The following is a 21,832-nucleotide window of genomic DNA, read 5'->3' on the forward strand; positions in this document are numbered from 1 at the left end:
AAGAGAAGTGACAGAGCCACCGAGGAGATGCGATGAACAGGCGTGAGATCCTTCGGCGCAGCGCCGCCGCCGGTCTGCTGGCCACCCCCGCCGCCGGCCTGCTCAGCGGCTGTGCCACGTCCGGCGGCGACGACAAGGGCGACGCCGGCGCGTACCAGGGCACCAAGAGCGAGCAGAACCCGCTCGGCGTGAAGGAGGACGCCCCGCTCGAGGTGGTGATCTTCAACGGCGGCTTCGGCGAGGACTACGCCAAGGCCCACGAGGCGATGTACAAGGAGAACCACCCGAAGGCGGAGATCAAGCACTCGGCTACCCAGGAGATCAGCAAGACGCTCCAGCCCCGTTTCGTCGACGGCAGCCCGCCGGACGTGGTGAACAACTCCGGCGCCGGCCAGATCGACTTCAACGGCCTGGTCTCGCAGAACGCCCTGGCCGACCTCGGCGACCTGCTCGCCGCGCCGAGCCTCGACGTGCCCGGCAAGACGGTCAAGGACACGCTGCTGCCCGGCACCGTCGAGGTCGGCTCCTACGACGGCAAGTTCCTGGTGCTCAACTACACCTACACGGTGTACGGCATCTGGCACTCCACCAAGCTCTTCGCCGACCGGGGCTGGACCTACGCGAAGACCTGGGACGAGCACATCGCGCTCTGCCGGCAGATCAAGGCCGCCGGCATCGCCCCCTGGACGTACGCCGGCCTGCACCCCCGCTACATGAGCTGGCCGCTGATCTCCACCGCGATCAAGCTGGGCGGCCCCTCGGTCGCGCTGGCCATCGACAACCTGGAGCCCAACGCCTGGAAGTCGGACGCGATGAAGACCGCCGCCGACGCCTGGCACCAGATCGTGAAGGACAAGTTCATCCTCGCCGGCTCCCCGGGCCTGGACCACAAGCAGTCGCAGACCGCCTGGTGCCAGGGCAAGGCCGCGTTCATCTCCTGCGGCTCCTGGCTGGAGAGCGAGCAGAAGGACGTCACCCCGGCCGGCTTCAACATGACCGTCGCGCCCACCCCGAGCCTGGGCAGCGGCGACAAGCTGCCGTTCGAGGCGATCCGGGGCACCGCGGGCGAGCCGTTCATGGTGCCGGCGAAGGCGAAGAACGTGGCCGGCGGCCTCGAATACTTCCGGACCATGCTGTCGCGCAAGGGCGCGCAGGACTTCACGAAGAAGGTCGCCAGCCTGCCCGTGGTCGCCGGCGCCACCGACGGTGTCGAACTGCCGTTCGGGCTGGCCACCGTGGTCAAGGCGCTCGACGCGTCCGGGTCCAACGGGTTCAACTGGGTCTACAACAACTACTACCGCAAGCTGGAGCGCAACCTGGTCGACGCGGCCTGTGGCGAGTTCTTCAGCGGCCGGATCTCCCCGACCGAACTCCTCGACCAGTGCCAGAAGGGCGCCGACTCGATCGCCTCGGACAGCTCGGTCAAGAAGTACAAGCGGGCCGCGTGACGATCGGATGCGACACGGCCGACTTCCGCTGATCCTCAGCTTCCTGCTGCCACCGCTGGCGATCTACGGCATCTTCGTGCTCTCGCCGTACCTCCAGGCGTTCCAGATCTCGACCACCGACTGGCTGGGCTACTCCGCGCAGGCCGACCAGGTCGGCCTGGCGAACTTCCGCACCCTGCTGCACGACGGGTACGTCTGGAACGCGTTGAAGAACAACGCGATCCTGCTCGCGGTGGTGCCGGTGGTGACCATCGCGCTGGGTCTCTTCTTCGCCAGCATGCTGACCATGGGGGGCCGCAAGGGGCGCGCCGGGGTGACCGGGGTACGTGGTACCTCGGTCTACCGGCTGGTCTACTTCTTCCCGCAGGTGCTCTCCGTGGTGATCATCGCGTTGCTGTGGAAGGAGATCTACAGCCCGACCAGCGGCCTGCTCAACGGCGCGCTGCGGGCGGTCGGGCTGGCCGAGCCGCCGGCCTGGCTGGGCGACCCGCGGTTCGCGTTCTGGTGCGTGCTGGCCGTGATGGTGTGGAGCAACGTCGGGTTCTACGTGGTGCTGTTCGGCGCCGCCATGCAGGCCATCCCGCGCGACATCTACGAGGCGGTGCTGCTGGACGGCGCGTCCCGGGCGACCATGCTGCGGAAGATCACCATCCCGCTGCTCTGGGACACCATCCAGGTGGCCTGGATCTACCTGGCCATCGCGGCGCTGGACGGCTTCATCCTGGTGCAGTTGATGACCAACGGCGGGCCGAACTTCTCCTCCGACGTCATCGGCCTGCGCATGTACGACACCTCGTTCGGCAGCGAGAACAAGTTCGGCTACGCCTCCGCGATCGGCGTGGCCATGTTCTTCCTGACCCTCTCGGTGGCGGTGCTGGCGCTGCGGACCGCCCGGCGTGATCGGATCGAGTACTCGTGACCACAGTGGAAGCCGGCGCGCCGACCGCCGCCGTGCCGCGTGACACCGCCCCGGCCGACCGCCCGCCGCGTCGCGAGACGGGCGTGGCGAACGTCTTCTCGCACGGATTCCTGCTGCTCTGGGCGGCGATGACCATCCTGCCCCTGGCCTGGATGCTGCTCAGCTCGCTGAAGAGCAATGGCGAGATCATCGCCGACCCGTGGGGGCTGCCCGAGGCGTTGCGGTTCGACAACTGGGCGCGCGCCTGGACCAACGCCCACATCGGCCGGTTCTTCTTCAACAGCCTGGTGGTGGTGACCGGCTCGCTGAGCCTGACCATGCTGCTCGGTGCCACCGCCGCGTACGTCTTCGCCCGCTACGAGTTCCGCGGCCGTCAGGTGGTCTACTACCTGTTCGTCGGCGGCATGATGTTCCCGGTCTTCCTGGCCCTGGTGCCGCTCTTCTTCGTGGTGCGCAGCGTCGGTCTGCTCGGCACCTGGCCCGGTCTGATCCTGGTCTACACGGCTTACTCGCTGCCGTTCACGGTGTTCTTCCTGACCGCGTTCTTCCGCACGCTGCCGACCTCGGTGGCCGAGGCCGCGATGATCGACGGCTGCGGGCACTTCCGGCTCTTCTTCCGGGTGATGCTGCCGATGGCGCGACCGGGACTGATCAGCGTGGGGATCTTCAACTTCCTCAGCCACTGGAACCAGTTCCTGCTGCCCCAGGTGCTCATCCCCGGCGACGGGCCGAACCGGATGCTCGCCCAGGGACTCAGCTCGCTCGCGGTCAGCCAGGGCTACGCCGGCGACTACGCCCAGCTCTTCGCCGGGCTGACGATCGCGGTGCTGCCGGTACTGGTGGTCTACGTGGCCTTCCAGCGTCAGATCCAGGCCGGCCTGACCGCCGGGCAGCTCAAGTGAGGTCGTTGCCACAGGCAACGGGGCGGTGGAGATGATCGCGCTCCAATAAGGTGAGCCGGCACACTCAACTTATTGACAGGAAACTCCATGTTCTTTCTCATCTACACGTTGCTGTTGCTGCTCGGCGGCATCGCGATGGTCGCCGTCGGCGTCGCCATCAAGGAGCAGGGGACCGGCTCACGCCTCCTCAACGTGGTCGTCGGCCTGGCCTTCTTCGCCTACGGCTTCTACCTGCTGTTCCTCTTCGACGGCGGTGACTACCGGATCTTCTTCTACGTCTTCGTCCTGCCGATCCTGCTGATCGTGCGCGCGGTGAAGGCCCGCAACGAGGCCCGCGAGCGCGCCTCGGCGCACCAGTTCGCCGGCGCGCCCCAGCAGGGCATGTTCCCGCCGTCCGGGCACGGCCAGCCGGCCCCCGGCTTCCCGCCGGCCCAGGGTCAGCCCGTCCCCCAGCAGGGTCAGCCGGCGCCGTACGGTGCGCCCCAGCAGGGTCAGGCCGCGCCCTACGGCGCGCCGCAGCAGGGCGGGGCGTACCCGCCGCACGCCGGGCAGCCGGGCCAGGCGGCTCCGCAGGGGTGGCACCCGGGGCAGCCGGGCAGCCCGAACGCCTGAACCGATCCCGAGGGCCGGCCGATCCTGTCGGCCGGCCCTCGTCGCGTCCGACCGGAGGCATCTCCCAGCGGATGCCGGTGCCGGTGCCGACACCTGCTGACCGATTCTGATCGACCCGGCCGGGCGGCCCCCGCCGCACCGCCCAAGCCCTTGCCGCCGACGGGCCCGTTCCTGACGCGCGGACCGGCAGGAAGCGACGGCCGGTCCGCGCCTACAAACGTGACGACGCGGACGATTCACGGCGGCCGGCCTCCCGCCGCGACCCGGACGACAACTATCGGACGCCTTTGGAGCTGAGAGCAGGAACGACTCGCGCGCCGCTACCGCCCTTCGAGCGTGTTGAGTCGTGCGTGCTCTCAGCTCCAAAGGGAGGTGGCGGGCTACCATCCGTCGGCGCGGGGCGCGGGGCGCGGGGCGCGGGGCGCGGGGCGCGGGGCGCGGGGCGCGGGGCGCGGGGCGCGGGGCGCGGGGCGCGGGGCGCGGGGCGCGGGGCGCGGGGCGCGGGGCGCGGGGCGCGGGGCGCGGGGCGCGGGGCGCGGGGCGCGGGGCGCGGGGCGCGGGGCGCGGGGCGCGGGTCAGGCGGGCGGCGGGACGAGCCGGGCGTGCAGGGCGGTTGGGTCGGTCACCTCGGGCAGGTCGCGGGCGGCGAGCCAGGCCGCGGCGGCGGCGCCGTCCCCGGCGCTGTGTAGCGGCGCGGCCGGCCAGCGGCGGGCCAGTTCGGCGCGGACGGCGGCGGCCAGTGGGGTGTCGCCGGTGAGCAGGCCGCCGCCGAGCACCACCGGGTCGGTCGCGTCGGCCGGACGGATCCGGGAGACGCTCTCGGCCAGCAGCGCGGCAGCCCCGGTGATCAGGGTGGCGGCGGCCGGCTCGCCCGCGCGGGCCGCCGTGATCACCAGGGGCGCGAACCGGGCCAACTCCACCGGCGGGCGGCGGGTCACCGCCTGCACCACGGCGTCGACGGTCGCCCGGGGGCGGGCGGCCACCTCGCTGGTGCCGGTCAGCTCCGCCAGCACCTGGCGGCCCAGTTCGCTCGGCGCGTCGGCGCGGTCCAGGTCGGCCAGGAGCCGGCGGACCGCCTCCCGGCCGAGCCAGAACCCGGAGCCGGCGTCGCCGAGCAGCCAGCCGTGGCCGTCGGCGGTGCGGTCCAGACGCAGGTCGCGTACCTGGGCGGCGATCGCGCCGGTGCCGGCGATGAGCACGGTGCCGTCCGGGGCTGCGGTGCCGGAGGCGTAGGCGACCAGGGCGTCGCCGTGCACCGTGTACGGGCAGCGCAGGCCCGCGTCGGCCCAGGCCCGGTCGAACGCGGCGCGCCCCTGCGGGTCGGCCAGGAGGCGACCCGCGCCGGCGAGGCCGATCACGCCGGCGCGTACCCGGGTCGGGTCGACGCCGACGAGCGCCGCGCGCAGGGCGGCGAGCAGCTCGGCGGCGGCTCGCTCGGCACCGTGGCTGGTCGGGTTGCCACCGCCGGCGCGGCCGGCGCCCAGGCGTGCGCCGTCGAGGCCCAGGGCGGTGGCGCGGGTGGACGTGCCGCCCACATCGAGGCCGACGACGACGGTGTCCGACATGGGTCTCATGCTGTCGGGCCGGGCCCGCCACGCGCAAGATCGCGGCAGTGCGCCAGGTAACAGTTTGAAAACTTCGCCCACGGTCTTGACACGGAGGGCCCTTCAGTAAGAACTTTTACCACTAACAGTTAACACTCTTTTCCGAAAGGCTTCCGCCGATGGCCGAGCACGACGTCGAGATCTCCGCGGCGACCGCGGTGGTCGAAGCCGCGCCGGCCGACCGGCGGGGCGTCGACGGGGTGCTGGCCAGGGTCCGGGCCGGCGTGGGTGAGCTGACCGGGGCGCTGCGCCGGGTCGCCGAGCACGTGCTCAGCGACCCGGAGGCGGCGGCCCGGGCGACGATCGTCGAGCTGGCCGAGCGGAGCGGCACCTCGCCGGCGACGATCACCCGGTTCTGCCGGGCGATGGGCTTCGAGGGCTACGCCGACCTGCGGCTCGGCATCGCCGCCGAGACCGGCCGGGCCCGCTCCGCCGGCTGGACCGTGGACATCGGCCGGGAGATCCAGCCCGGCGACCCGCTGGCCCGGGTGCTCGACCAGATCATGGCCGCCGACACCCGGGCCATGCACGACACCGCCGCGCTGCTCGACCTGGCGGAGGTGGAACGGGCGGCGGTGGCGATCGCCGGGGCCACCCGGGTGAACATCTTCGGCGCCAGCGGCAGCGCCCTGGTCGGCGAGGAGATGCAGTTCAGCCTGCACCGCATCGGGGTGGCGGCCTGGGCCTGGAGCGACGTGCACGAGGGGTTGGCCAGCGCCGCGCTGCTGGGCGCCGGCGACGTCGCGCTCGGGATCTCGCACACCGGCCAGACCCGGGAGACGATCGAGTTGCTCGCCGAGGCGGGCAGCCGCGGCGCGACCACCGTCGCGCTGACCGGCTTCCCGCGCTCGCCGCTGGCCGAACTCGCCGACATCGTCCTGGTCACCGCCAGCCAGGCGACGACCTTCCGGCCGGACGCGCTCTCCGCCCGGCACCCGCAGCTCGTCGTGCTCGACCTGCTCTACATCGCGGTGGCGCAGCGCACCCACGACCGCGCCCACGCGGCCTTCCGGCGTACCGCCCAGGCCGTCGACGGGCACAAGGCCGCGAAGGGGTCCCTCTCATGATCAGTGCCCAGGGGTACGCGGACGCCGTCCGCCCGGTGCTCGACCGGCTGGTGGACAGCCAGGCCGTGGCGGTGGACCGGGCGGCGGACCTGATCGCCGCCGGCCTGCGCGCCGGCGGCGTCCTCCAGGCGTTCGGCGCCGGCCACTCGGAGGCGTTCGCCGCCGAGCTGGTGGCCCGGGCCGGCGGCCTGGTGCCCACCAACCGGCTCTCCCTGCACGACCTCGTGCTGCACGGCGACGCGCCCCGCGACGTGCTCGCCGACCCCAAGCTGGAACGCGACCCGGCGGTGGCGCACCGGCTCTTCGCCCTGGCGGCACCGCAGCCGGAGGACGTGTTCGTGGTCGCCTCGCAGTCCGGCATCAACGGCTCGGTGGTCGAGCTGGCGACGCTCGTCAAGCGCGGCGGGCATCCGTTGATCGCGGTCACCTCGGTCGAGCACACCGCCCGGGTCGCCCCTCGGCACCCCTCCGGGCACCGGCTCGCCGACCTCGCCGACGTCGTGCTGGACAACGGCGCGCCGTACGGCGACGCACTGCTGCCGCTCGAGGGCGGCGGCGCGGTCTGTGCGGTCTCCTCGGTCACCGCGGCGCTGCTGGCGCAACTATTGACCGCCGAGGTCGTACGACGGTTCCACCAGGCCGGAGAGGTACCCCCTGTCTACCTCTCCGCCAACGTCCCCGGTGGGGACGAGCACAACCTCGCCCTCGAGTCGCGGTACGCCGGGCGCCTCCGGCGGACCGCCTGACCCGTCACCACAAGGAGAGACACCATGTCGGTTACCCCCGAGAAGTCCGACCTCAGCCGTCGGACCCTGCTGCAGCGCGCCGGCGCGGCCGGCCTGCTGGCCGTCCCGGCGGCCGGTCTGCTCAGCGCCTGCGCCGGCAGCGAGCCGAGCAAGTCCGACAGCGGCGGCGCGGCCAAGAGCAAGGACAACCCGTTCGGCGTCCAGGACGGCAGCGCCGTCAAGGTGGTGGTCTTCAACGGCGGGCTGGGCGACCAGTGGGCCAAGGAGGACACCGTCGTCTTCAACGCCAGGCACCCCAAGGTCACGGTCAACATGTCTTCCACCCAGAAGATCAAGACCGAAGAGCAGCCGAAGATGGCGACGCAGCCGAGCGACCTGGTGATGAACTCGGGCGCCGACATGATGGACCGCAGCACGCTGATCAACGAGGGTGCCATCGAGCCGCTCGACGACCTGCTCACCGCGCCCGCGTGGGACGGTGAGGGCACGGTCGCCGACTCGCTGCTGCCCGGCACCGTCGGCGACGGCACCCAGAACGGCAAGTTCTACGTGGTGAACGTGGCCTACACGGTCTGGGGCAACTGGTACAACGGCGCCCTGTTCAAGAAGGAGGGCTGGACGGCCCCGACCACCTGGGACGAGTTCTTCGCCCTGGCGCCGAAGATCAAGGCCAAGGGCATGGCGCCGTACGTGCACGACGCCATCCACGGCTACTACCCGCGCTGGGGTCTGTTCGCCAGCATCTGGAAGGCGGTCGGCAAGCAGGCCGTCATCGACATCGACAACCTCAAGGACGGCGCCTGGAAGGCCGACGGCATCGTCGCGGCGCTCCAGCCGTGGGAGAAGCTGGTCAAGGACCGGCTGCTGCTGCCGGGCAAGCTCAACCACACCCAGTCGCAGCAGGCGTGGCTGGACGGCAAGGCCGCGTTCATCCAGGTCGGCACGTGGCTGAAGAACGAGATGGCGGCGACCATCCCGCCGGGCTTCGAGCTGACCATCTCGGACTACTGGAGCAACAGTGGCGACAAGGCCGCCAAGGACGTCTTCGCCGGTTCCGGCGAGGGCTTCGTGGTGCCCAGCAAGGCGCCGAACAAGGCGGCCGCCAAGGAGTTCCTGCGGGCCATCCTGTCCAAGGAGGGCTCGGCGAAGTTCGCCGAGCTGACCAAGTCGCTGGCCTCGACCAAGGGCTCCGGCGACAAGGTCCAGGACACGGCGCTGGCCTCGGCCAACGCGCTGATGAAGAACGCCACCAGCGACCTGATCTCGGTCAAGTTCCCGGACTTCTACGCCGACCTGGACAAGGAGAGCCAGAACCTGTCCGAGGAGCTCTTCGCCGGCCGCCTCACCGCCCAGCAGTTCGTCGACAAGATGCAGGCGGCCGCCGACAAGGTCGCCAAGGACTCGTCGATCAAGAAGCAGACCCGCACCGCCTGATCTCGTCGAGGAAGTGAGTCACATGCGGCACGGAGTCGCGCGTTTCGTCACGGGCTTCCTGGCCCTGCCCGTCGCGCTGTACCTGTTCTATGTGGTGTGGCCGTTCGCGCAGGCGGCCGGGTACTCGTTGACCGACTGGGGTGGGTACTCGGACTCCCAGCGCTTCGTCGGGCTGGACAACTACGTCCGGCTGTTCTCCGACGAACTGATCCGGAAGGCGTTCTGGCACAACGTTTTCTTCCTGGTCACCGTGCCGCTGTTCACCATCGGGCTGGCCCTGTTCCTCGCGTTCCTGCTCAACGTGGGCGGGCGCGAGGACAGGGCCGGCATCCGCGGGGTGTTCGGATCCGGCCTCTACAAGGTCATTTTCTTCTTCCCCCAGGTGCTGTCGCTGGTCGTGGTCGCGGTGATGTGGCAGCAGATCTACCGCAGCGACGAGCAGGGTCTGATCAACGGCCTGTTGATCAAGATCGGGTTGGTGGACGCGGACAACCCGATCGCCTTCACCGCCGACCCGGAGCCGTTCCTCGGCATCCCGGCGGTGCTGTGGTGGTTGCTGCTCATCGCGGTGTGGAGCGGCGCCGGCTTCTACATGGTGCTCTTCTCCGCCGCCATGCAGTCGATCCCGAAGGACATCTACGAGGCCGCCATCCTCGACGGCGCGGGCCGGTTCCACACGTTCTTCAAGGTGACCCTGCCGCTGTTGCGCGACACCATCTCGGTCGCCTGGGTCTACCTCGGCTTCATCGCGCTGGACATGTACGCGTTGGTCTTCGTGATGACGCCCAGCCAGGGCGGGCCGAACCACGCCAGCGAGATCTTCGCGTCGGTGCTCAACTTCACCGCGTTCCAGAAGGGGCAGTTCGGCTACGCCTGCGCGATGGGCGTCGCGCTCGCGATCTTCACGATCCTGCTCGCCGCGCTCCAGCTGAGGATCACCCGTCGTGACCGTATCGAGTACTGAAGGAGGCGCGGCGATGAGCACGGCGACGCACGGTCTCGACCGGGCCGGCAAGGCCGCCACCGGATCCGCCCCCGCCCCCGTACGCCGGGGGGAGCGGCACCACGGCGGTGTCGGCTCCCGGATCTTCAACGGCTTCTCCCACGTGTTCCTCGTGGTGTGGACGCTGATGGTCATCTACCCGCTGCTGTGGGTGGTGATGTCGTCGTTCAAGGACGACTCGGAGGTGATTCGCGAGCCGCTCTCGTTGATCCCCAACAAGCTGCACTGGGAGAACTTCGGTCGGGCCTGGACCGAGGGGCACCTCGGCGCGTTCTTCCTGAACACGGTGCTGGTGCTGGTCGGCAGCGTCACGCTGACCATGCTGCTCGGCTCGATGGCCGCGTACGCGCTGGCGCGGTTCGAGTTCCGGGGCAACCGGCTGATCTACTACATGTTCCTCTCCGGCTTGACCCTGCCGATCTACCTGGCGGCGGTGCCGCTGTTCAAGGGCGTCTACAACACCGGCATCAGCTTCCCGCTGCTCGGACCGAACAAGCACCTCATGCTGATCCTGGTCTACGTGGCCTGGTCGCTGTCGTTCACGATCTTCTTCATGCACTCGTTCTTCCGGACGCTGCCCGACTCGATCGCCGAGGCGGCGCAGGTCGACGGGGCCTCGCACACCCGCACGTTCTTCAGCGTGATGCTGCCGATGGCCAAGCCGGGCCTGATCAGCATCGGCATCTTCAACGTGCTCGGCCAGTGGAACCAGTGGTACCTGCCGACCCTGCTCATGCAGTCGGTCGCCGGTGAGCCGAAGCACCAGGTCATCGCGCAGGGGCTGATCGAGCTGTCGGTCAACCAGGGCTACAAGTCCGACTGGTCCGGGTTGTTCGCCGGCGTCACGATGGCGATGCTGCCGGTGCTGATCGTGTACATCGTCTTCCAGCGTCAGGTGCAGTCCGGCCTCACCGCCGGCGTCGGCAAGTAGCCGCGCGCGGTTGCGTAAGGAGGGGCCCCCTTTTAACACGTCGTGGTGAGAAGGGGCCCCTTCTCTACCGCAGGCGTTAACAGGGGGCCCCTCCTTACCCGCGCAGCGTGTCGGTGGGGCGAGGCAGAATCACGTCCGTGCTGGTGGCGATGGTGGCGGACGAGCGGGGCGGCGGCGTGCTGCAACCGCTGCACGCCGACGGCCGCCCCGCCGGCCCCGCCGAGGAGGCGCCCGACCTGGCCGCCGCCGTCGGCGCGCGCGAGGCCGCCGACCGGCTCCGCTGGGTGTGGGCCGCCGGGGCGGCCGGCTATCCCGCGCTGCTGCGTGCCGGCGTCCGGCTCGACCGCTGCCACGACGTCGAGCTGACCGAGGCGTTGCTGCTGGGGCACGCGGGCCGCTGGGGCGAGCCGCGCGCGCTGCCCGCCGCCTGGGCCCGGCTGACCGGCGCGCCGGTCCCGCCGGACCCGGCGCCCCGGGCGCCGGAGCCGCCCGGCCACGGCCAGGTCGCGCTCTTCGACGCGCCGTCCGGCCCGCCCGGTCCGGGCCTCACGGCGTTGACCCGGGTGTACGCCGACCAGCTCGCCCGGATCGCCGCGACCACCCACCCCGGCCGGTTCCGGCTGCTGGTGGCCGCCGAGTCGGCCGGCGCGCTGATCGCCGCCGAGATGGGGGCGGCCGGCCTGCCCTGGCGGGTCGACGTGCACGACGCGATCCTGGCCGAGCTGCTCGGCGAGCCGTCCCCGGTCGGTGGGCCACCCCGTCGGCTGGCTGATCTCCAGGCCCGGATCGCCGCCGCGTTCGGGGTACGCCGGTTGCACGCCGACTCGCCCGCGGAGCTGTTGCGGGCGTTCGCCCGGGCCGGTGTGGAGCTGCCGAACACCCGGGCCTGGGTGCTGCGCGGGGTGGCGCATCCGGCGGTGCCGCTGGTCCTGGAATACAAGGAGCTCTACCGGATCTGGACGGCGCACGGCTGGGCCTGGCGGGACGCCTGGGTGTCCGGCGGCCGGTTCCACCCGGAGTACGTGCCCGGCGGCGTGGTCTCCGGCCGGTGGGCGACGCGGGGCGGTGGCGCGTTGCAGATTCCGAAGGTCATCCGGCGGGCGGTGGTGGCCGACCCGGGCTGGACGTTGGTGGTGGCCGACGCGGGTCAGCTCGAACCGCGGGTGCTCGCCGCGGTCTCCGGCGACGAGCGGCTGGCCGCCGCCGGTGGCGCCGGGGACCTCTACGCGGCGCTGGCCCGGGACGCCTTCGCCGGCGACCGGGCGCGGGCCAAGGTGGCGCTGCTCGGCGCGATGTACGGGCAGACCGGTGGCGCGGCGGTGCCGGCGCTGGCGGTGCTGCGGAGGAGCTACCCGACCGCGTTCGGCTACGTCGAGGCGGCGGCGCGCACCGGCGAGGCGGGCGGGCTGGTCCGGTCGTGGCTGGGGCGCACCTGTCCGCCGGGCGCGGTGGGTCTCGCCGACGGGGACGAGGCGGCGCCGGACGTCGAGGCGGACCCGCACGGCCCGTTGGTGCGCGCGGCCCGGTCCCGGGGGCGGTTCACCCGCAACTTCGTCATCCAGGCCACCGCCGCCGAGTGGGCCTCGACGTTGCTGGCCACGCTCCGCACGGCGCTTGTCGGCACCGGGGGCGAGTTGGTCTTCTTCCAGCACGACGAGGTGGTGGTGCACTGCCCGGCCGAGGCGGCGCCCGCGGTCGCCGAGGCGGTCACCGCCGCCGGCGCGCGGGCCACCCGGCTGCTGTTCGGCGACACCCCGGTCCGGTTCCCGCTCGATCTGTCCACGGTGAACTGTTACGCGGATGCGGCATAGCCACACAATTTTCCGTTTTGCCCCGCTACCCGCTCCCGAGCGCGCTCGTTGGGCCCGGTGTGCGTACGACGGGACGGACCGGGCGGCTGTGCCCGGTCCGTCCCCCTGGTCGAGGGGGCACCGCTGAACCGGATCGCTGCAATGATCATCGCCGCTGGTGGCGGCCGCCGCATCGGCGGTCCCGAGGCGTTGCTGCACCAGGGCGAGAAGCCGCTGGTCAGCCGGATGGTCGACACCATGGCCGAGGCCGGCTGCGCGCAGGTCGTGGTCGTGCTCGGCGCGGCGGCCGAGCAGGTGCGGCGGACCACCGACCTGACCGGCGCGACGGTCGTCGTCAACCGCGCCTGGGGGACCGGGGTGGGCTCCTCCATCCGGGCCGGGCTCGCCGCGTTGACCGACGACGACATCGAGGCGGTCGTCGTGGTGCCGGTCGACATGCCCGGGCTCACCGCCGCGGCGGTGCGGCGGGTGGCCGCCCTGCCCTACCCGGACGCGCTGGTCTGCGCCACCTACGAGGGGCTGCGCAACTACCCGATGCTCTTCGGCCGCCGGCACTGGCCCGGCATCGCCACGCTGGCCAGCGCCGACGTCGGCGCCCGGCCGTACCTGCTGGCGCACAAGGACCAGATCGTCGACATCGCCTGCGACACGGTGGCCGACGGCAGCCGGATCGACAGCCCGGAGCTGATGGCGCTCTACGGCCTGTCCGTGCCCGAGCAGCGGATCGGCGCGTGACGGTCGCCGCCGCGTGTCGGACCCGGCTGTCAGGATGCCGGTGTGGCCTATGACGAGGACCTGGCGAACCGGGTGCGAGAGCTGGTCGGGCGCGAGCCCGGCATCGCCGAGCGGCGCATGTTCGGCGGTCTGGCGATGATGCTGCGCGGCAACATGGCCGTGGTGGTCAGGGGCGCGGGCGGTCTGATGGTGCGCGTCGACCCGGCGGAGTCCGAGCGGGCGCTCGCCGAGCCCGGCGCCGGTCCGACGGTGATGCGCGGGCGGCCGATGCGCGGCTGGGTGACCGTCGACCCGTCGGCCTGTGAGCGCGACACCGATCTGGCCCGCTGGGTCGACCGGGGCGTCCGGGCGGTCGCCGGCCTGCCGGCGGAGTGACCTGCCCGCCCGGAAATCGGCTGCGCCGCCGGCCGCTCCGCCCTACGCTCGGCGCTCAGCCGGCCGGGTCGCTGCCCGCGTGGCCGGCCGGGCCGCCGGCCGGGCAGCGGATCGGAGATGACCGCCGCGATGACGATCGACCTCTTCGCGATCAGTGTCGACGCGGGGGAGCCGCTGCGGCTCGCGCGCTTCTGGGCCGGGTTGCTGGGTCGGGAGGTGGTCGACGACCCGGGCGAGGGGGTGGCGCTCCGACCCGACGGCGAGGCCGGCCTCCGCATCCGGTTCCTGCCGGCCGAGACGCCCAAGGTCGGGCAGAACCGCATTCACCTCGACCTGACCAGCGCGTCGCCGCAGGGCCAGCGGGAGACGGTGGCGCGGGCGATGGAGTTGGGCGGGCGGCCCGCCGATGTCGGCCAGCGGGGCGACGAGGGGCACTTGGTGCTCGCCGACGGCGAGGGCAACGAGTTCTGCGTCCTGGAGGCGGGCAACACCTTCCTCGCCGGATGCGGGTTCGTCGGCGCGGTCAACTGTGACGGCTCCCGGGCGGTCGGCTACTTCTGGCACGCGGCGCTGGGCTGGCCGCTGGTCTGGGACCAGGACGAGGAAACCGCGATCCAGTCGCCGCGCGGCGGCGCGAAGGTCACCTGGAGCGGCCCGCCGTTGCTGCCCCGGCACGGCCGCGACCGCATCCACCTGGACCTCGCGCCTCCGGTCGGCGGTGACCGGGAGGCGGAGGTCGACCGGCTGCTCGCCCTCGGGGCGACCCGGGTCGGCATCGGCCGGCACACCGCCGACGACGTGGTGCTCGCCGATCCCGACGGCAACGAGTTCTGCGTGCTGACGCCCCGGTAGCGGTCCCGTGCGCCGCCGGACGTCACCCGGATCCGAGCCCGGTCCGAGGGCGTCCCCGGAGCGCCGGCAAGGGCGCCGTCTGAAGCGGGAAGCTGATCCCGATACACGAGAATCTGAGCTTGATCGACTTCATCTCGCCGAAGTGGTGGGATCGAGTGGGCTGGGATGCCGCCACTTCGCGGAAGTGAAGTCGATCGAACATCCAGACGCAGTGGCCCTGGCGCGTACTCAACCGCGATCCGCGCCGGCCCGCGGCGTGGGCCGCGCACGCCGTCGCGGCCTGCTGAGGCTCCGAGCAGCACGCCCGACGGATGCCGGCCGCGTCACACCTGGATGTCGAACCGTTGCAGCACCGAGGGCGCGACCAGGCCCAACGCGGCGAGCACCGCCAGCACGGTCAACACCCCCCGCAGCACGACCGTCTCAGCCTTGCCGCCGGTGCGCAGCGCGATGCTGTCGGGCAGCCCGATCATCGTCCACATCCGCCGTCTGATCGGGATGGGCCAGAGGATCGGCACGCCGGCCCGCGTGATCATGTCGCCGAGGATGTGCACGAAGCAGCCCACGCCGACGGCCAGCCCGATCATCGGATAGCCCCGGTCGCCCGGCAGGTTGGCGAAGGTGAACCAGGCCGCGGCGGCCGAGACCAGCGTGACCACCACCCAGCCGGCCCGTTCGGCCCACTCGTCGAAGAGGCCGCGCAACGCCAGACCGATCATGAAGAACAGGATGCTGACCACCGCCCACTTGCCGTAGTGGGCGCAGAGCGCGGTGGTGCCCCACCCGACCAGCACCGTGAACGGCACGGTGTGGGTGAGCGTGCGGTGGCCGTTGTTGCGGCGCGGGTCCTTGCTGAGTTTCGTCGCGTAGTAGACGCCGAGCGAGATCTTCTCCGTCACCTCGGCCACGAAGAGGCTGAACACGCCGAACGTCCGGGCGACGGTGGCACCGCCCTGGTTGCGAGTGACCTTGCCGGAGAGGTCGAGGTCGGGAAAGAGCGCCCCGCCCGCACAGCCCGCGGTGCCCACCGCCAGCGCCAGCGGCGTCTGGTGATAGTCGGCGAACTGGTCCAGCGCCCAGGAGCCGGTCAACCACACCGCCGCGCCGGACAGCGCGTGGGACGGTCCCATCATCTCGGCTCGCCCTCCCCAGAGATCTTGATCGACAGAAACTACGCCACTGTAGTCAGTCGGTGCGACGGCGGGGCATCAGGAAGTATGTCGGCACAGGTGGGCGGTGGTGCCGACTGTCGGCGATGGGACGCCGGCCGGTCAGCCCGCCGTGCGGGTCGGCCGGATCGGCCGGACACTGTCGCGAATCAACGCGAACTGCTCGTCGGCGGCGGCCCAGTCGGCGTCCGAGGTGGTCAGGCCCAACGTCCACCCGCCCTCCTCGCCGGGCAGCATCCGCAGCGCGTGCATACGTTCGCCGTACGGCGCCGTCCAGCGGCACTCCCACGCCGCGCCCTCGCCGTCGGCGGCGAGCCGGACCTTCTCGTACTTCGGCAGTCGGCCGGCTGCCTTGAGGTCGCGCTCGGCCGAGCGCAGCCGGCCGACCGGGTCACCGCCCGGATAGGGCTCGACGCCCAGGATGCGCCGGGTGGCCGGGTCCTGGAAGCAGGTGGTGTCGCCCGACCGGAGCTGGAGCCATCCGGCGGGCAGCGCGATGTGGAACCCGCCGGTGTCGGCGGGCCAGACCCAACCGGCGGGCACGGTGACCGCCGGGTCGGCCGGCGGCGGACCCTTCTGGACCGGCGTGCCCGCCACGTCGGGCCGGATGCAGGGAAACGGCGGTGGGGGCACGCCACCCTCGCCGCCAGGCGGCCCGGGCGGTCGCGCCCAGGGTTGCCCGACCGGCTCGCCGTGCCGGCCGTCAGTCGGGTGCTCCTCGGCGACGGCGAGCGCCGTGCTCACGCCGGCCACCACGGCGAGGACCACGGCGCCCGCGGCGAAGCCCCACCGTCGGGTCGTCCCCCGGCCGCGCCCACCGTCGCCGGGTGGGTCGTCCGGGGTGTCGCCTCTCTCGCGGTCCGCGTCGTCGTGGTGGGCGCGTACGCCCCGATCCGGGCTGCCGTGCGGAGGGCGTACCCCGCCGAGGACGGCGCCGCTCGGGTCGGGCCCGCCGCGCGTCGCCGCGCCGCGGGCCGGATCGTCGCCGAACGCGCCGCTGTCCGTGGCGGCGCGGAGCCGGCCGCTGTCCGGCAGCCCGCCGGTGGCGACCGGGGGCGGGGTCGGCGGGGGGATGCTGCCCGGTGCGGGGGTGTGCACCGGGCTGACCGCGTCGGCCCGCGCGGCCGGCCCCTCCGGGCCGGCGGGGTTGCCCGGGTCGACGAAGCTGGTCAGCACCGTGGGCCCCAACGCGCCGAGCGGCCGGTCGGGAGTGTCCCGGCCCGACCCGCCGCCGTCCGGCCGGCCCGGCTCGTCGGAGCCGGGATCCTCCGCCGGGTCGGAGGGGGGCGGCTCACCCTCGGTCGGGCGCGCCCACTCGCTGTGCCGGGCCGCCCGGCTCCAGGCGCGGGCGGCGGCGGCCGGCGGCATCAGGTCCGGGTAGCCGACGGCCGGGCGGGCGGCCGCGTCCCCGTCGTCGTCGTCCCTGCCGGTCGTCCGGTCCCAGCCGCCGGTGCCGTCCGCGTCGGCCCAGCCGGTCGTCCGGTCCCAGCCGGCCCAGCCGTCGGGTGCGGCGCGGTCCGCTCCACCGCCGGCCCGGCCCGGTTGCGGGTCGGCGTCGCCGGGGGCCGGGCCGGCCTTCCCGGGGGGGTCCGGAGCCGGGCGCTCGGCCGCGATCCCGCGCGGGCCGGCGTGGCCGGCAGGCCCGTCCGGGCGCTGCCACCTGCCGGCCGCGCCCGCCGGCGGTGCGGCACGTCCGACCGCGCTCCCGGCGCGTCCGGCTCGCTCGGTGGGCGGGACGGCGGATTTGGATCGCGGCACCGGCGGAACGGCGATGCTGGAGCCGCTCAGCGGTGGCACGGCCGGTACGGCCCGGGGCGCCGGTGGAACGCCGACGTGGGAGCCGCTCAGAGGCGGCACGGCCGGACCGGTCCGGCCCGGCTCGGCGGCGCCCGGCGGGTGCGGACCGTCGGCCGGGGGCTCGGCGGCGGCGGCGAGCAACCGGGCGATGTCGTCGTGGCCGAGCCGGTTGCGCGGGTCGCGGCGCAGCAGCCCGACCAGCACCGGCATCAGCGGGCCGGCGTGCGGCGCCGGGTCCGGCGGCTGGCTGGCCAGCGCCGCCAGCGTGGCCATCGCGGTGCTGCGGGCGTACGGGGAGCGGCCCTCCACGGCGGCGTGCAGGGTGGCGCCCAGCGACCACAGGTCGGCCTCCACACTGGACACGCTCTCCGCGGCGCGCTCCGGGGCGACGTACTGGGGGGAGCCGAGGACCAGGCCCGGCCGGGTCATGGCGCCGTCGCCACCCTCGAACACGGCCAGCCCGAAGTCGGTCAGCAGCACCCGCCCGTCCAGGGCCAGCAGCACGTTCGCGGGTTTCACGTCCCGGTGCAGCACCCCGGCCCGGTGGGCGGCGCGGAGCGCGGCGTGGACCGCCACCCCGATCTCGGCGGCCCGTCGGGGCGGCAGCGGGCCGTCGGTCTCGATGATCTCCTGCAACGAACGGGACGGGACGTATTCCATGATCAGCCACGGGTCGCCGTTGACCCGCACCACGTCGTAGACCCGGACCACGTTGGGATGGTTGAGTCGGGCCGCCGTGCGCGCCTCACGCAGGGTGCGGGCGCGCAGCTCGTCGCGGTCGCTCTCGGCGAGCCAGTTCGGCGGCAGCACCTGCTTCACCGCGACCTCGCGCTGAAGCTCCTCGTCACGGGCTCGCCAGACCTGACCCATTCCGCCGCGGCCGACCAGATCGATCAGGCGGTACCGTCCGGCGATCACCACTTCCCGCACCGCACTCCTCACCGCTGGTTGGTCCACAATAGCCAACGGATCGGGTCGGACCTATCCCATCAGGGCGGCGGGCCTCAGCTCACGGCGCCGGCCAGCAGGTTCCCGTCCGGAATGGCGACGGCGGGACGGCCGCCGGCCAGCAACGCGGCGGCCCGGCGGGCCTGGAACGAGTGGTGCTCCCGGCGGGCGGCGGCATAGCTGACGGCGGTGCGGGCCGCGATGGCCGACCAGGCGTAGCGCCGGGTCACCATGGCGCGGGCCTTGCGCGCCACCCGGCGGGCGAAGACCTCGTCGCCGAGCAGCCGGTCGACGGCGCCGGCCAGCGCGTCCGGGTCGCCGTGCGAGAACGTCACCCCGGTCACCCCGGGCTCGACGATCTCGGCCAGCCCGCCGGTGCGCGCCACCGCGAGCGGCGCGCCGGCCGCCGCCGCCTCCAGGGCGATCATGCCGAACGGCTCGTAGAGGCTGGGGATCACGGTGGCGTCGGTGGCGGCGAGCACCGCCGGAAGCTGGGTGGCGTCCAGGAAGCCGGCGAACCGGACCGTGTCGCCCAGGCGCAGCCGGTGCGCCCGGTCGACCAGCTCGTCGCGGTACGGGCCGTCGCCGGCGATCACCACCCGCAGCCCCGGGTGCCGGTCGGCCAGGCGCGGCACGGCGTCCACCAGGTGCTGCACGCCCTTCTCGTAGACCAGCCGGCCGGCGTAGCCGACCAACGGGCCGCGACCGGCGAAGCGGGCGCGGGCGGAGGCGACCGCGTGCGGACGGGCCCGCCAGGCCCGGTCGTCGACGCCGTTGGCCACCACGTCGACGCGCCCGGCCGGCACGTCGAACAGCCGGGACACCTGCTCGCGCATGTAGCCGGAGCAGGCGATCACCCGGGCCGAGGCATTGCTCAGCCAGTGCTCCACGCCGTGGATCGTGCGGTTCATCTCCCCGGGCAGCCAACCCTGGTGCCGGCCGGCCTCGGTGGCGTGGATGGTGGTGACCAGCGGCACGTCCAGGTGCTCGGCCAGGGTGACGGCGGTGTGCGCGACCAGCCAGTCGTGGGCGTGGATCACGTCGTACGCGCCGGCGGAGGCGGCGCGCAGCGCGGTGCGGGTGAGCGTGTGGTTGAACGCCATGGTCCAGGCCAGCAGCGAGTCGGTGGCGAGCGGGAAGCGGACCGGGTCCTCGGCGGCCCGCAGGACGCGGACGCCGTCGGCGTACTGTTCCATGGGCGCGCCCTCGGCGTGCCGGGTGACCACGGTGACCTCGTGCCCGGCGGCCGCCAGGGCGACCGAGAGCGCGTGCACGTGGCGGCCGAGACCGCCGACCAGCACGGGCGGGTACTCCCAGGAGAGCAGCAGCACCCGCAGGCGCCGGGCGGGCTGGATGTCGATCACTTCGGCGTCAGCGGACACGCGGCCCCCTTGGAGTTGTGGTCGTCCCCGCCGGAGACGGCACCGCTGCGGGTGTCCGGCGGGGTCGCGTCCCATCCTGCCGAGGGGTCGATAACCGGCGGCGACGCGCCGGTTGCCGGTCTGTAACGTGTTACCGGCGGGCGCGCCGCGCGCGCAGCAGCTCCGCCACCGACCAGGCCTGGAACGGGCAGCCGGTGGCGGTGTGCGGGGCCGCGCCCTCGGCGGTCTCGCTGACCGAGCCCAGGCCGTCCTCGACCAGGTGGCCCTCCAGACCGACCAGCAGGTCCGCCGTGGACAGGCCCGCCTTCCGGTACGCGTCGAGCAGCGGCCCGGTCAGCCACGGCCAGACCGTGCCCTGGTGGTAGGCGGAGTCCCGCTCGGCGGGGCCGCCCCGGTGCCGGCCGGTGAAGCCGGGGGAGCCGGGGGCGAGGCTGCGCGGCCCCAGCGGGGTGAACAGCGCCTCGGTGAGCCGCTCGAGCGTGGCCTGGTCCGGCTCCAGCGGGGCGTAGGGCAGCGACCAGGCCAGCAGTTGGTTGGGGCGCAGCAGGTCGTCGTCGTGGTGCGGGGCGCCGCCGAGCGGGTAGGCGGGGGCCGGGGCGTCCACCACGTCGTGCAGCCAGCCGGCCGGCGCCGGGAACCGGTCGCGGAACGCGGCCGTGGCGCGGCCGTGCCGGGTCCACAGCTCGGTGGCGTCGCGGCCGGCCAGCTCGGTCAACTCGGCGAGCCCGGCCAGCCCGTTGATCCACAGCGCGTTGACCTCGACCGGCTTGCCGGTGCGCGGGGTCACCGGCACCCCGTACACCCGGGCGTCCATCCAGGTCAGCGCCGTGTCCGGGGGGCCGCCCTGGGCGAGCAGCCCGTCGGTGGGGTCGACGCCGATGCCGTAGCGGGTGCCGGCCACGTGCGCCTCGACCACGCCGTGCAGCGCGGGCAGCAGCTCGTCGCCGAGGTCGGTGTCGCCGGTGACGGTGACGTGTCGGCTCACCGCGTGCAGGAACCAGAGCGTGGCGTCGACCGTGTTGTGCTCGACCCGGCCGGTGTCGGCGGTGTTCGCCAGCATGCCCTCGGACAGCGTGCCGGCGTACGCCCGCAGCAGCTCCCGACCCTCGTCGGCGCGGTTGGCGCAGAGGAACAGGCCCTCGTAGGAGATCATCGTGTCCCGGGACCAGGCGCCGAACCAGGGGTAGCCGGCCACCACGTCCGGGCCGGTCGGGGTGCGCACCACGAACGCGTCGGCGGCCAGCGCCAGCGTCGCGGAGACCGCGTCGTCGGGCTTCGCGGCGGCCACCACCGCCCGGTTGCGCCGCCGGGCCGCCTCCACCACGGCGGTCGCCGGTGGCGGCTCCTCGGCCAGGTCGTCCGCCCAGGCCAGCACCGTCACGGTCGCGCCCGGGGTGTCCAGCGCGCCGGAGAACCGGCCCGCGTACCAGAGGTCCTCGTCCGGGTTCAGGCCGCGGGCGGCCTCGACCCGGTGTCGGACGCCGAGCCACCACTGCCCCTCCGGGGTCCAGTCCGGGCCGGCGAGCCGGAACGCGCCATCGACGACCGCGCCGCCGGCCACCGGCTCCAGCCGGAGCGCGGGTCCGTCGGCCCGCCGCTCGCCGTGCGCGTCGCGCCAGGTGCAGGCCGCGGCCAGGTCCAGCCGGACCGGACCGCCGGAGACCAGCCGGTGGACCACCGCGACGCAGGACCGGCCGTACGCCATGGCGATCTCCCGTTCGATCACCACGTCGCCGATCCGCCACCGCCAGCGCGGCACGCCGTCGGTCAGGTCGAAGCGTTCCAGCAGTTCGAAGCCGCGCGGGTCGACCACCCCGGAGGACCACTCGTGCGCGCCGAGGCGGACCTGCCGGCCGGACGGGAGGGTGACCGCCGGGTCGAGGCTCGCGAGTCCCACCTTGCGGGACGCCGGCGTCTCGCCCGGCACCACGAGCAACCCGTGGTAGCGGCGGGTGCGCAGCCCGGCCACGGTGCCCATGGCGTAGCCGCCGCGCCCGTCCGTAACCAGCCATTCCCGCCCTGCGGCGGTGGGCAGCTCCGCGCAGACCTGCGGGCCGAACCGGATGTCGATCAACTTTCCTCCACCGGCAGCGAGGT

The 21,832-nt window shown here is 73.3% G+C and carries 18 protein-coding genes; 13 read left to right on the forward strand and 5 right to left on the reverse strand.

Translation table 11 applies throughout. The features are described from left to right. Nucleotides 1-32: 32 nt before the first annotated feature. From ngcE (O7618_RS04785) to O7618_RS04800, 4 genes are all read left to right on the forward strand, one after another. A complete protein-coding gene (ngcE, locus tag O7618_RS04785; RefSeq protein WP_278104732.1) occupies nt 33-1,448 on the forward strand; it encodes an N-acetylglucosamine/diacetylchitobiose ABC transporter substrate-binding protein in 1,416 nt (471 codons plus the stop codon). A 7-nt stretch (nt 1,449-1,455) separates the two neighbouring features. Then, nucleotides 1,456-2,367 carry a sugar ABC transporter permease gene (locus O7618_RS04790; protein ID WP_278104733.1) on the forward strand — a complete coding sequence of 304 codons (912 nt, stop codon included), beginning with the start codon at nt 1,456-1,458 and terminating at the stop codon, nt 2,365-2,367. A 128-nt stretch (nt 2,368-2,495) separates the two neighbouring features. Next, nucleotides 2,496-3,269: a carbohydrate ABC transporter permease gene (locus O7618_RS04795; protein ID WP_269694820.1), complete on the forward strand. Its 774-nt coding sequence runs from the start codon at nt 2,496-2,498 to the stop codon at nt 3,267-3,269. An 87-nt stretch (nt 3,270-3,356) separates the two neighbouring features. After that, complete coding sequence (locus O7618_RS04800) at nt 3,357-3,881, forward strand: hypothetical protein (protein WP_278104734.1); 525 nt, start codon at nt 3,357-3,359, stop codon at nt 3,879-3,881. A 575-nt stretch (nt 3,882-4,456) separates the two neighbouring features. Here O7618_RS04800 and O7618_RS04805 read toward each other — a convergent pair. After that, entirely contained in the window at nt 4,457-5,446 is a 990-nt protein-coding gene (locus O7618_RS04805; RefSeq protein WP_278104735.1) for a BadF/BadG/BcrA/BcrD ATPase family protein, read from the reverse strand. A gap of 158 nt (nt 5,447-5,604) precedes the next feature. Between O7618_RS04805 and O7618_RS04810 the strand changes: the two genes are divergently transcribed. From O7618_RS04810 to O7618_RS04850, 9 genes are all read left to right on the forward strand, one after another. Continuing rightward, nucleotides 5,605-6,552 (forward strand): MurR/RpiR family transcriptional regulator, encoded by a 948-nt coding sequence (locus tag O7618_RS04810; protein ID WP_278104736.1) that lies wholly within the window; start codon nt 5,605-5,607, stop codon nt 6,550-6,552. Beyond that, a complete protein-coding gene (locus O7618_RS04815; RefSeq protein ID WP_278104737.1) occupies nt 6,549-7,298 on the forward strand; it encodes an SIS domain-containing protein in 750 nt (249 codons plus the stop codon). Before O7618_RS04810 ends, O7618_RS04815 begins: the two co-directional genes overlap by 4 nt. A gap of 24 nt (nt 7,299-7,322) precedes the next feature. Further along, the gene (ngcE, locus tag O7618_RS04820; protein ID WP_278104738.1) at nt 7,323-8,732 is read left to right on the forward strand and encodes an N-acetylglucosamine/diacetylchitobiose ABC transporter substrate-binding protein; all 1,410 of its coding nucleotides are present in this window, start codon (nt 7,323-7,325) and stop codon (nt 8,730-8,732) included. Between the two features lie 22 nt (nt 8,733-8,754). Further along, the gene (locus O7618_RS04825) at nt 8,755-9,696 is read left to right on the forward strand and encodes a sugar ABC transporter permease (protein ID WP_278104739.1); all 942 of its coding nucleotides are present in this window, start codon (nt 8,755-8,757) and stop codon (nt 9,694-9,696) included. A gap of 166 nt (nt 9,697-9,862) precedes the next feature. Beyond that, on the forward strand, nt 9,863-10,666 hold the full coding sequence (locus O7618_RS04830; RefSeq protein WP_278109916.1) for a carbohydrate ABC transporter permease: 804 nt from the start codon (nt 9,863-9,865) through the stop codon (nt 10,664-10,666). 149 nt (nt 10,667-10,815) lie between these two features. Next, a complete protein-coding gene (locus O7618_RS04835; protein WP_278109918.1) occupies nt 10,816-12,477 on the forward strand; it encodes a bifunctional 3'-5' exonuclease/DNA polymerase in 1,662 nt (553 codons plus the stop codon). Nucleotides 12,478-12,618: 141 nt separating this feature from the next. Continuing rightward, nucleotides 12,619-13,212 carry an NTP transferase domain-containing protein gene (locus O7618_RS04840; protein WP_278104740.1) on the forward strand — a complete coding sequence of 198 codons (594 nt, stop codon included), beginning with the start codon at nt 12,619-12,621 and terminating at the stop codon, nt 13,210-13,212. 42 nt (nt 13,213-13,254) lie between these two features. Further along, a complete protein-coding gene (locus O7618_RS04845; protein WP_278104741.1) occupies nt 13,255-13,587 on the forward strand; it encodes a TfoX/Sxy family protein in 333 nt (110 codons plus the stop codon). A 129-nt stretch (nt 13,588-13,716) separates the two neighbouring features. Beyond that, entirely contained in the window at nt 13,717-14,439 is a 723-nt protein-coding gene (locus tag O7618_RS04850) for a VOC family protein (RefSeq protein ID WP_278109919.1), read from the forward strand. Nucleotides 14,440-14,762: 323 nt separating this feature from the next. On the opposite strand, the gene O7618_RS04855 is transcribed toward O7618_RS04850, so the two are convergent. The 4 genes from O7618_RS04855 to O7618_RS04870 form a co-directional block, all read right to left on the reverse strand. Further along, nucleotides 14,763-15,572, reverse strand: a complete 810-nt coding sequence (locus O7618_RS04855; protein WP_278104742.1) for a metal-dependent hydrolase — start codon at nt 15,570-15,572, stop codon at nt 14,763-14,765. A gap of 138 nt (nt 15,573-15,710) precedes the next feature. Next, the gene (locus tag O7618_RS04860; RefSeq protein WP_278104743.1) at nt 15,711-18,335 is read right to left on the reverse strand and encodes a serine/threonine protein kinase; all 2,625 of its coding nucleotides are present in this window, start codon (nt 18,333-18,335) and stop codon (nt 15,711-15,713) included. A 74-nt stretch (nt 18,336-18,409) separates the two neighbouring features. After that, the gene (locus O7618_RS04865) at nt 18,410-19,735 is read right to left on the reverse strand and encodes a glycosyltransferase family 4 protein (RefSeq protein WP_278104744.1); all 1,326 of its coding nucleotides are present in this window, start codon (nt 19,733-19,735) and stop codon (nt 18,410-18,412) included. A 130-nt stretch (nt 19,736-19,865) separates the two neighbouring features. Beyond that, on the reverse strand, nt 19,866-21,809 hold the full coding sequence (locus tag O7618_RS04870) for an amylo-alpha-1,6-glucosidase (protein WP_278104745.1): 1,944 nt from the start codon (nt 21,807-21,809) through the stop codon (nt 19,866-19,868). Nucleotides 21,810-21,832 lie beyond the last annotated feature (23 nt).

The organism is Micromonospora sp. WMMD980 (assembly GCF_029626035.1).
Taxonomy (GTDB): domain Bacteria; phylum Actinomycetota; class Actinomycetes; order Mycobacteriales; family Micromonosporaceae; genus Micromonospora.

Bases quoted from the DNA above. Each gene is read 5' to 3' on its own strand.
- O7618_RS04850 (WP_278109919.1), top strand. From the start codon at position 13,717: ATGACGATCGACCTCTTCGCGATCAGTGTCGACGCGGGGGAGCCGCTG.
- O7618_RS04805 (WP_278104735.1), bottom strand. From the start codon at position 5,446: ATGTCGGACACCGTCGTCGTCGGCCTCGATGTGGGCGGCACGTCCACC.
- O7618_RS04790 (WP_278104733.1), top strand. From the start codon at position 1,456: ATGCGACACGGCCGACTTCCGCTGATCCTCAGCTTCCTGCTGCCACCG.
- ngcE (WP_278104738.1), top strand. From the start codon at position 7,323: ATGTCGGTTACCCCCGAGAAGTCCGACCTCAGCCGTCGGACCCTGCTG.
- O7618_RS04815 (WP_278104737.1), top strand. From the start codon at position 6,549: ATGATCAGTGCCCAGGGGTACGCGGACGCCGTCCGCCCGGTGCTCGAC.
- O7618_RS04825 (WP_278104739.1), top strand. From the start codon at position 8,755: ATGCGGCACGGAGTCGCGCGTTTCGTCACGGGCTTCCTGGCCCTGCCC.
- O7618_RS04800 (WP_278104734.1), top strand. From the start codon at position 3,357: ATGTTCTTTCTCATCTACACGTTGCTGTTGCTGCTCGGCGGCATCGCG.
- O7618_RS04840 (WP_278104740.1), top strand. From the start codon at position 12,619: ATGATCATCGCCGCTGGTGGCGGCCGCCGCATCGGCGGTCCCGAGGCG.
- O7618_RS04810 (WP_278104736.1), top strand. From the start codon at position 5,605: ATGGCCGAGCACGACGTCGAGATCTCCGCGGCGACCGCGGTGGTCGAA.
- O7618_RS04830 (WP_278109916.1), top strand. From the start codon at position 9,863: ATGGTCATCTACCCGCTGCTGTGGGTGGTGATGTCGTCGTTCAAGGAC.
- ngcE (WP_278104732.1), top strand. From the start codon at position 33: ATGAACAGGCGTGAGATCCTTCGGCGCAGCGCCGCCGCCGGTCTGCTG.
- O7618_RS04795 (WP_269694820.1), top strand. From the start codon at position 2,496: ATGACCATCCTGCCCCTGGCCTGGATGCTGCTCAGCTCGCTGAAGAGC.
- O7618_RS04855 (WP_278104742.1), bottom strand. From the start codon at position 15,572: ATGATGGGACCGTCCCACGCGCTGTCCGGCGCGGCGGTGTGGTTGACC.
- O7618_RS04835 (WP_278109918.1), top strand. From the start codon at position 10,816: ATGGTGGCGGACGAGCGGGGCGGCGGCGTGCTGCAACCGCTGCACGCC.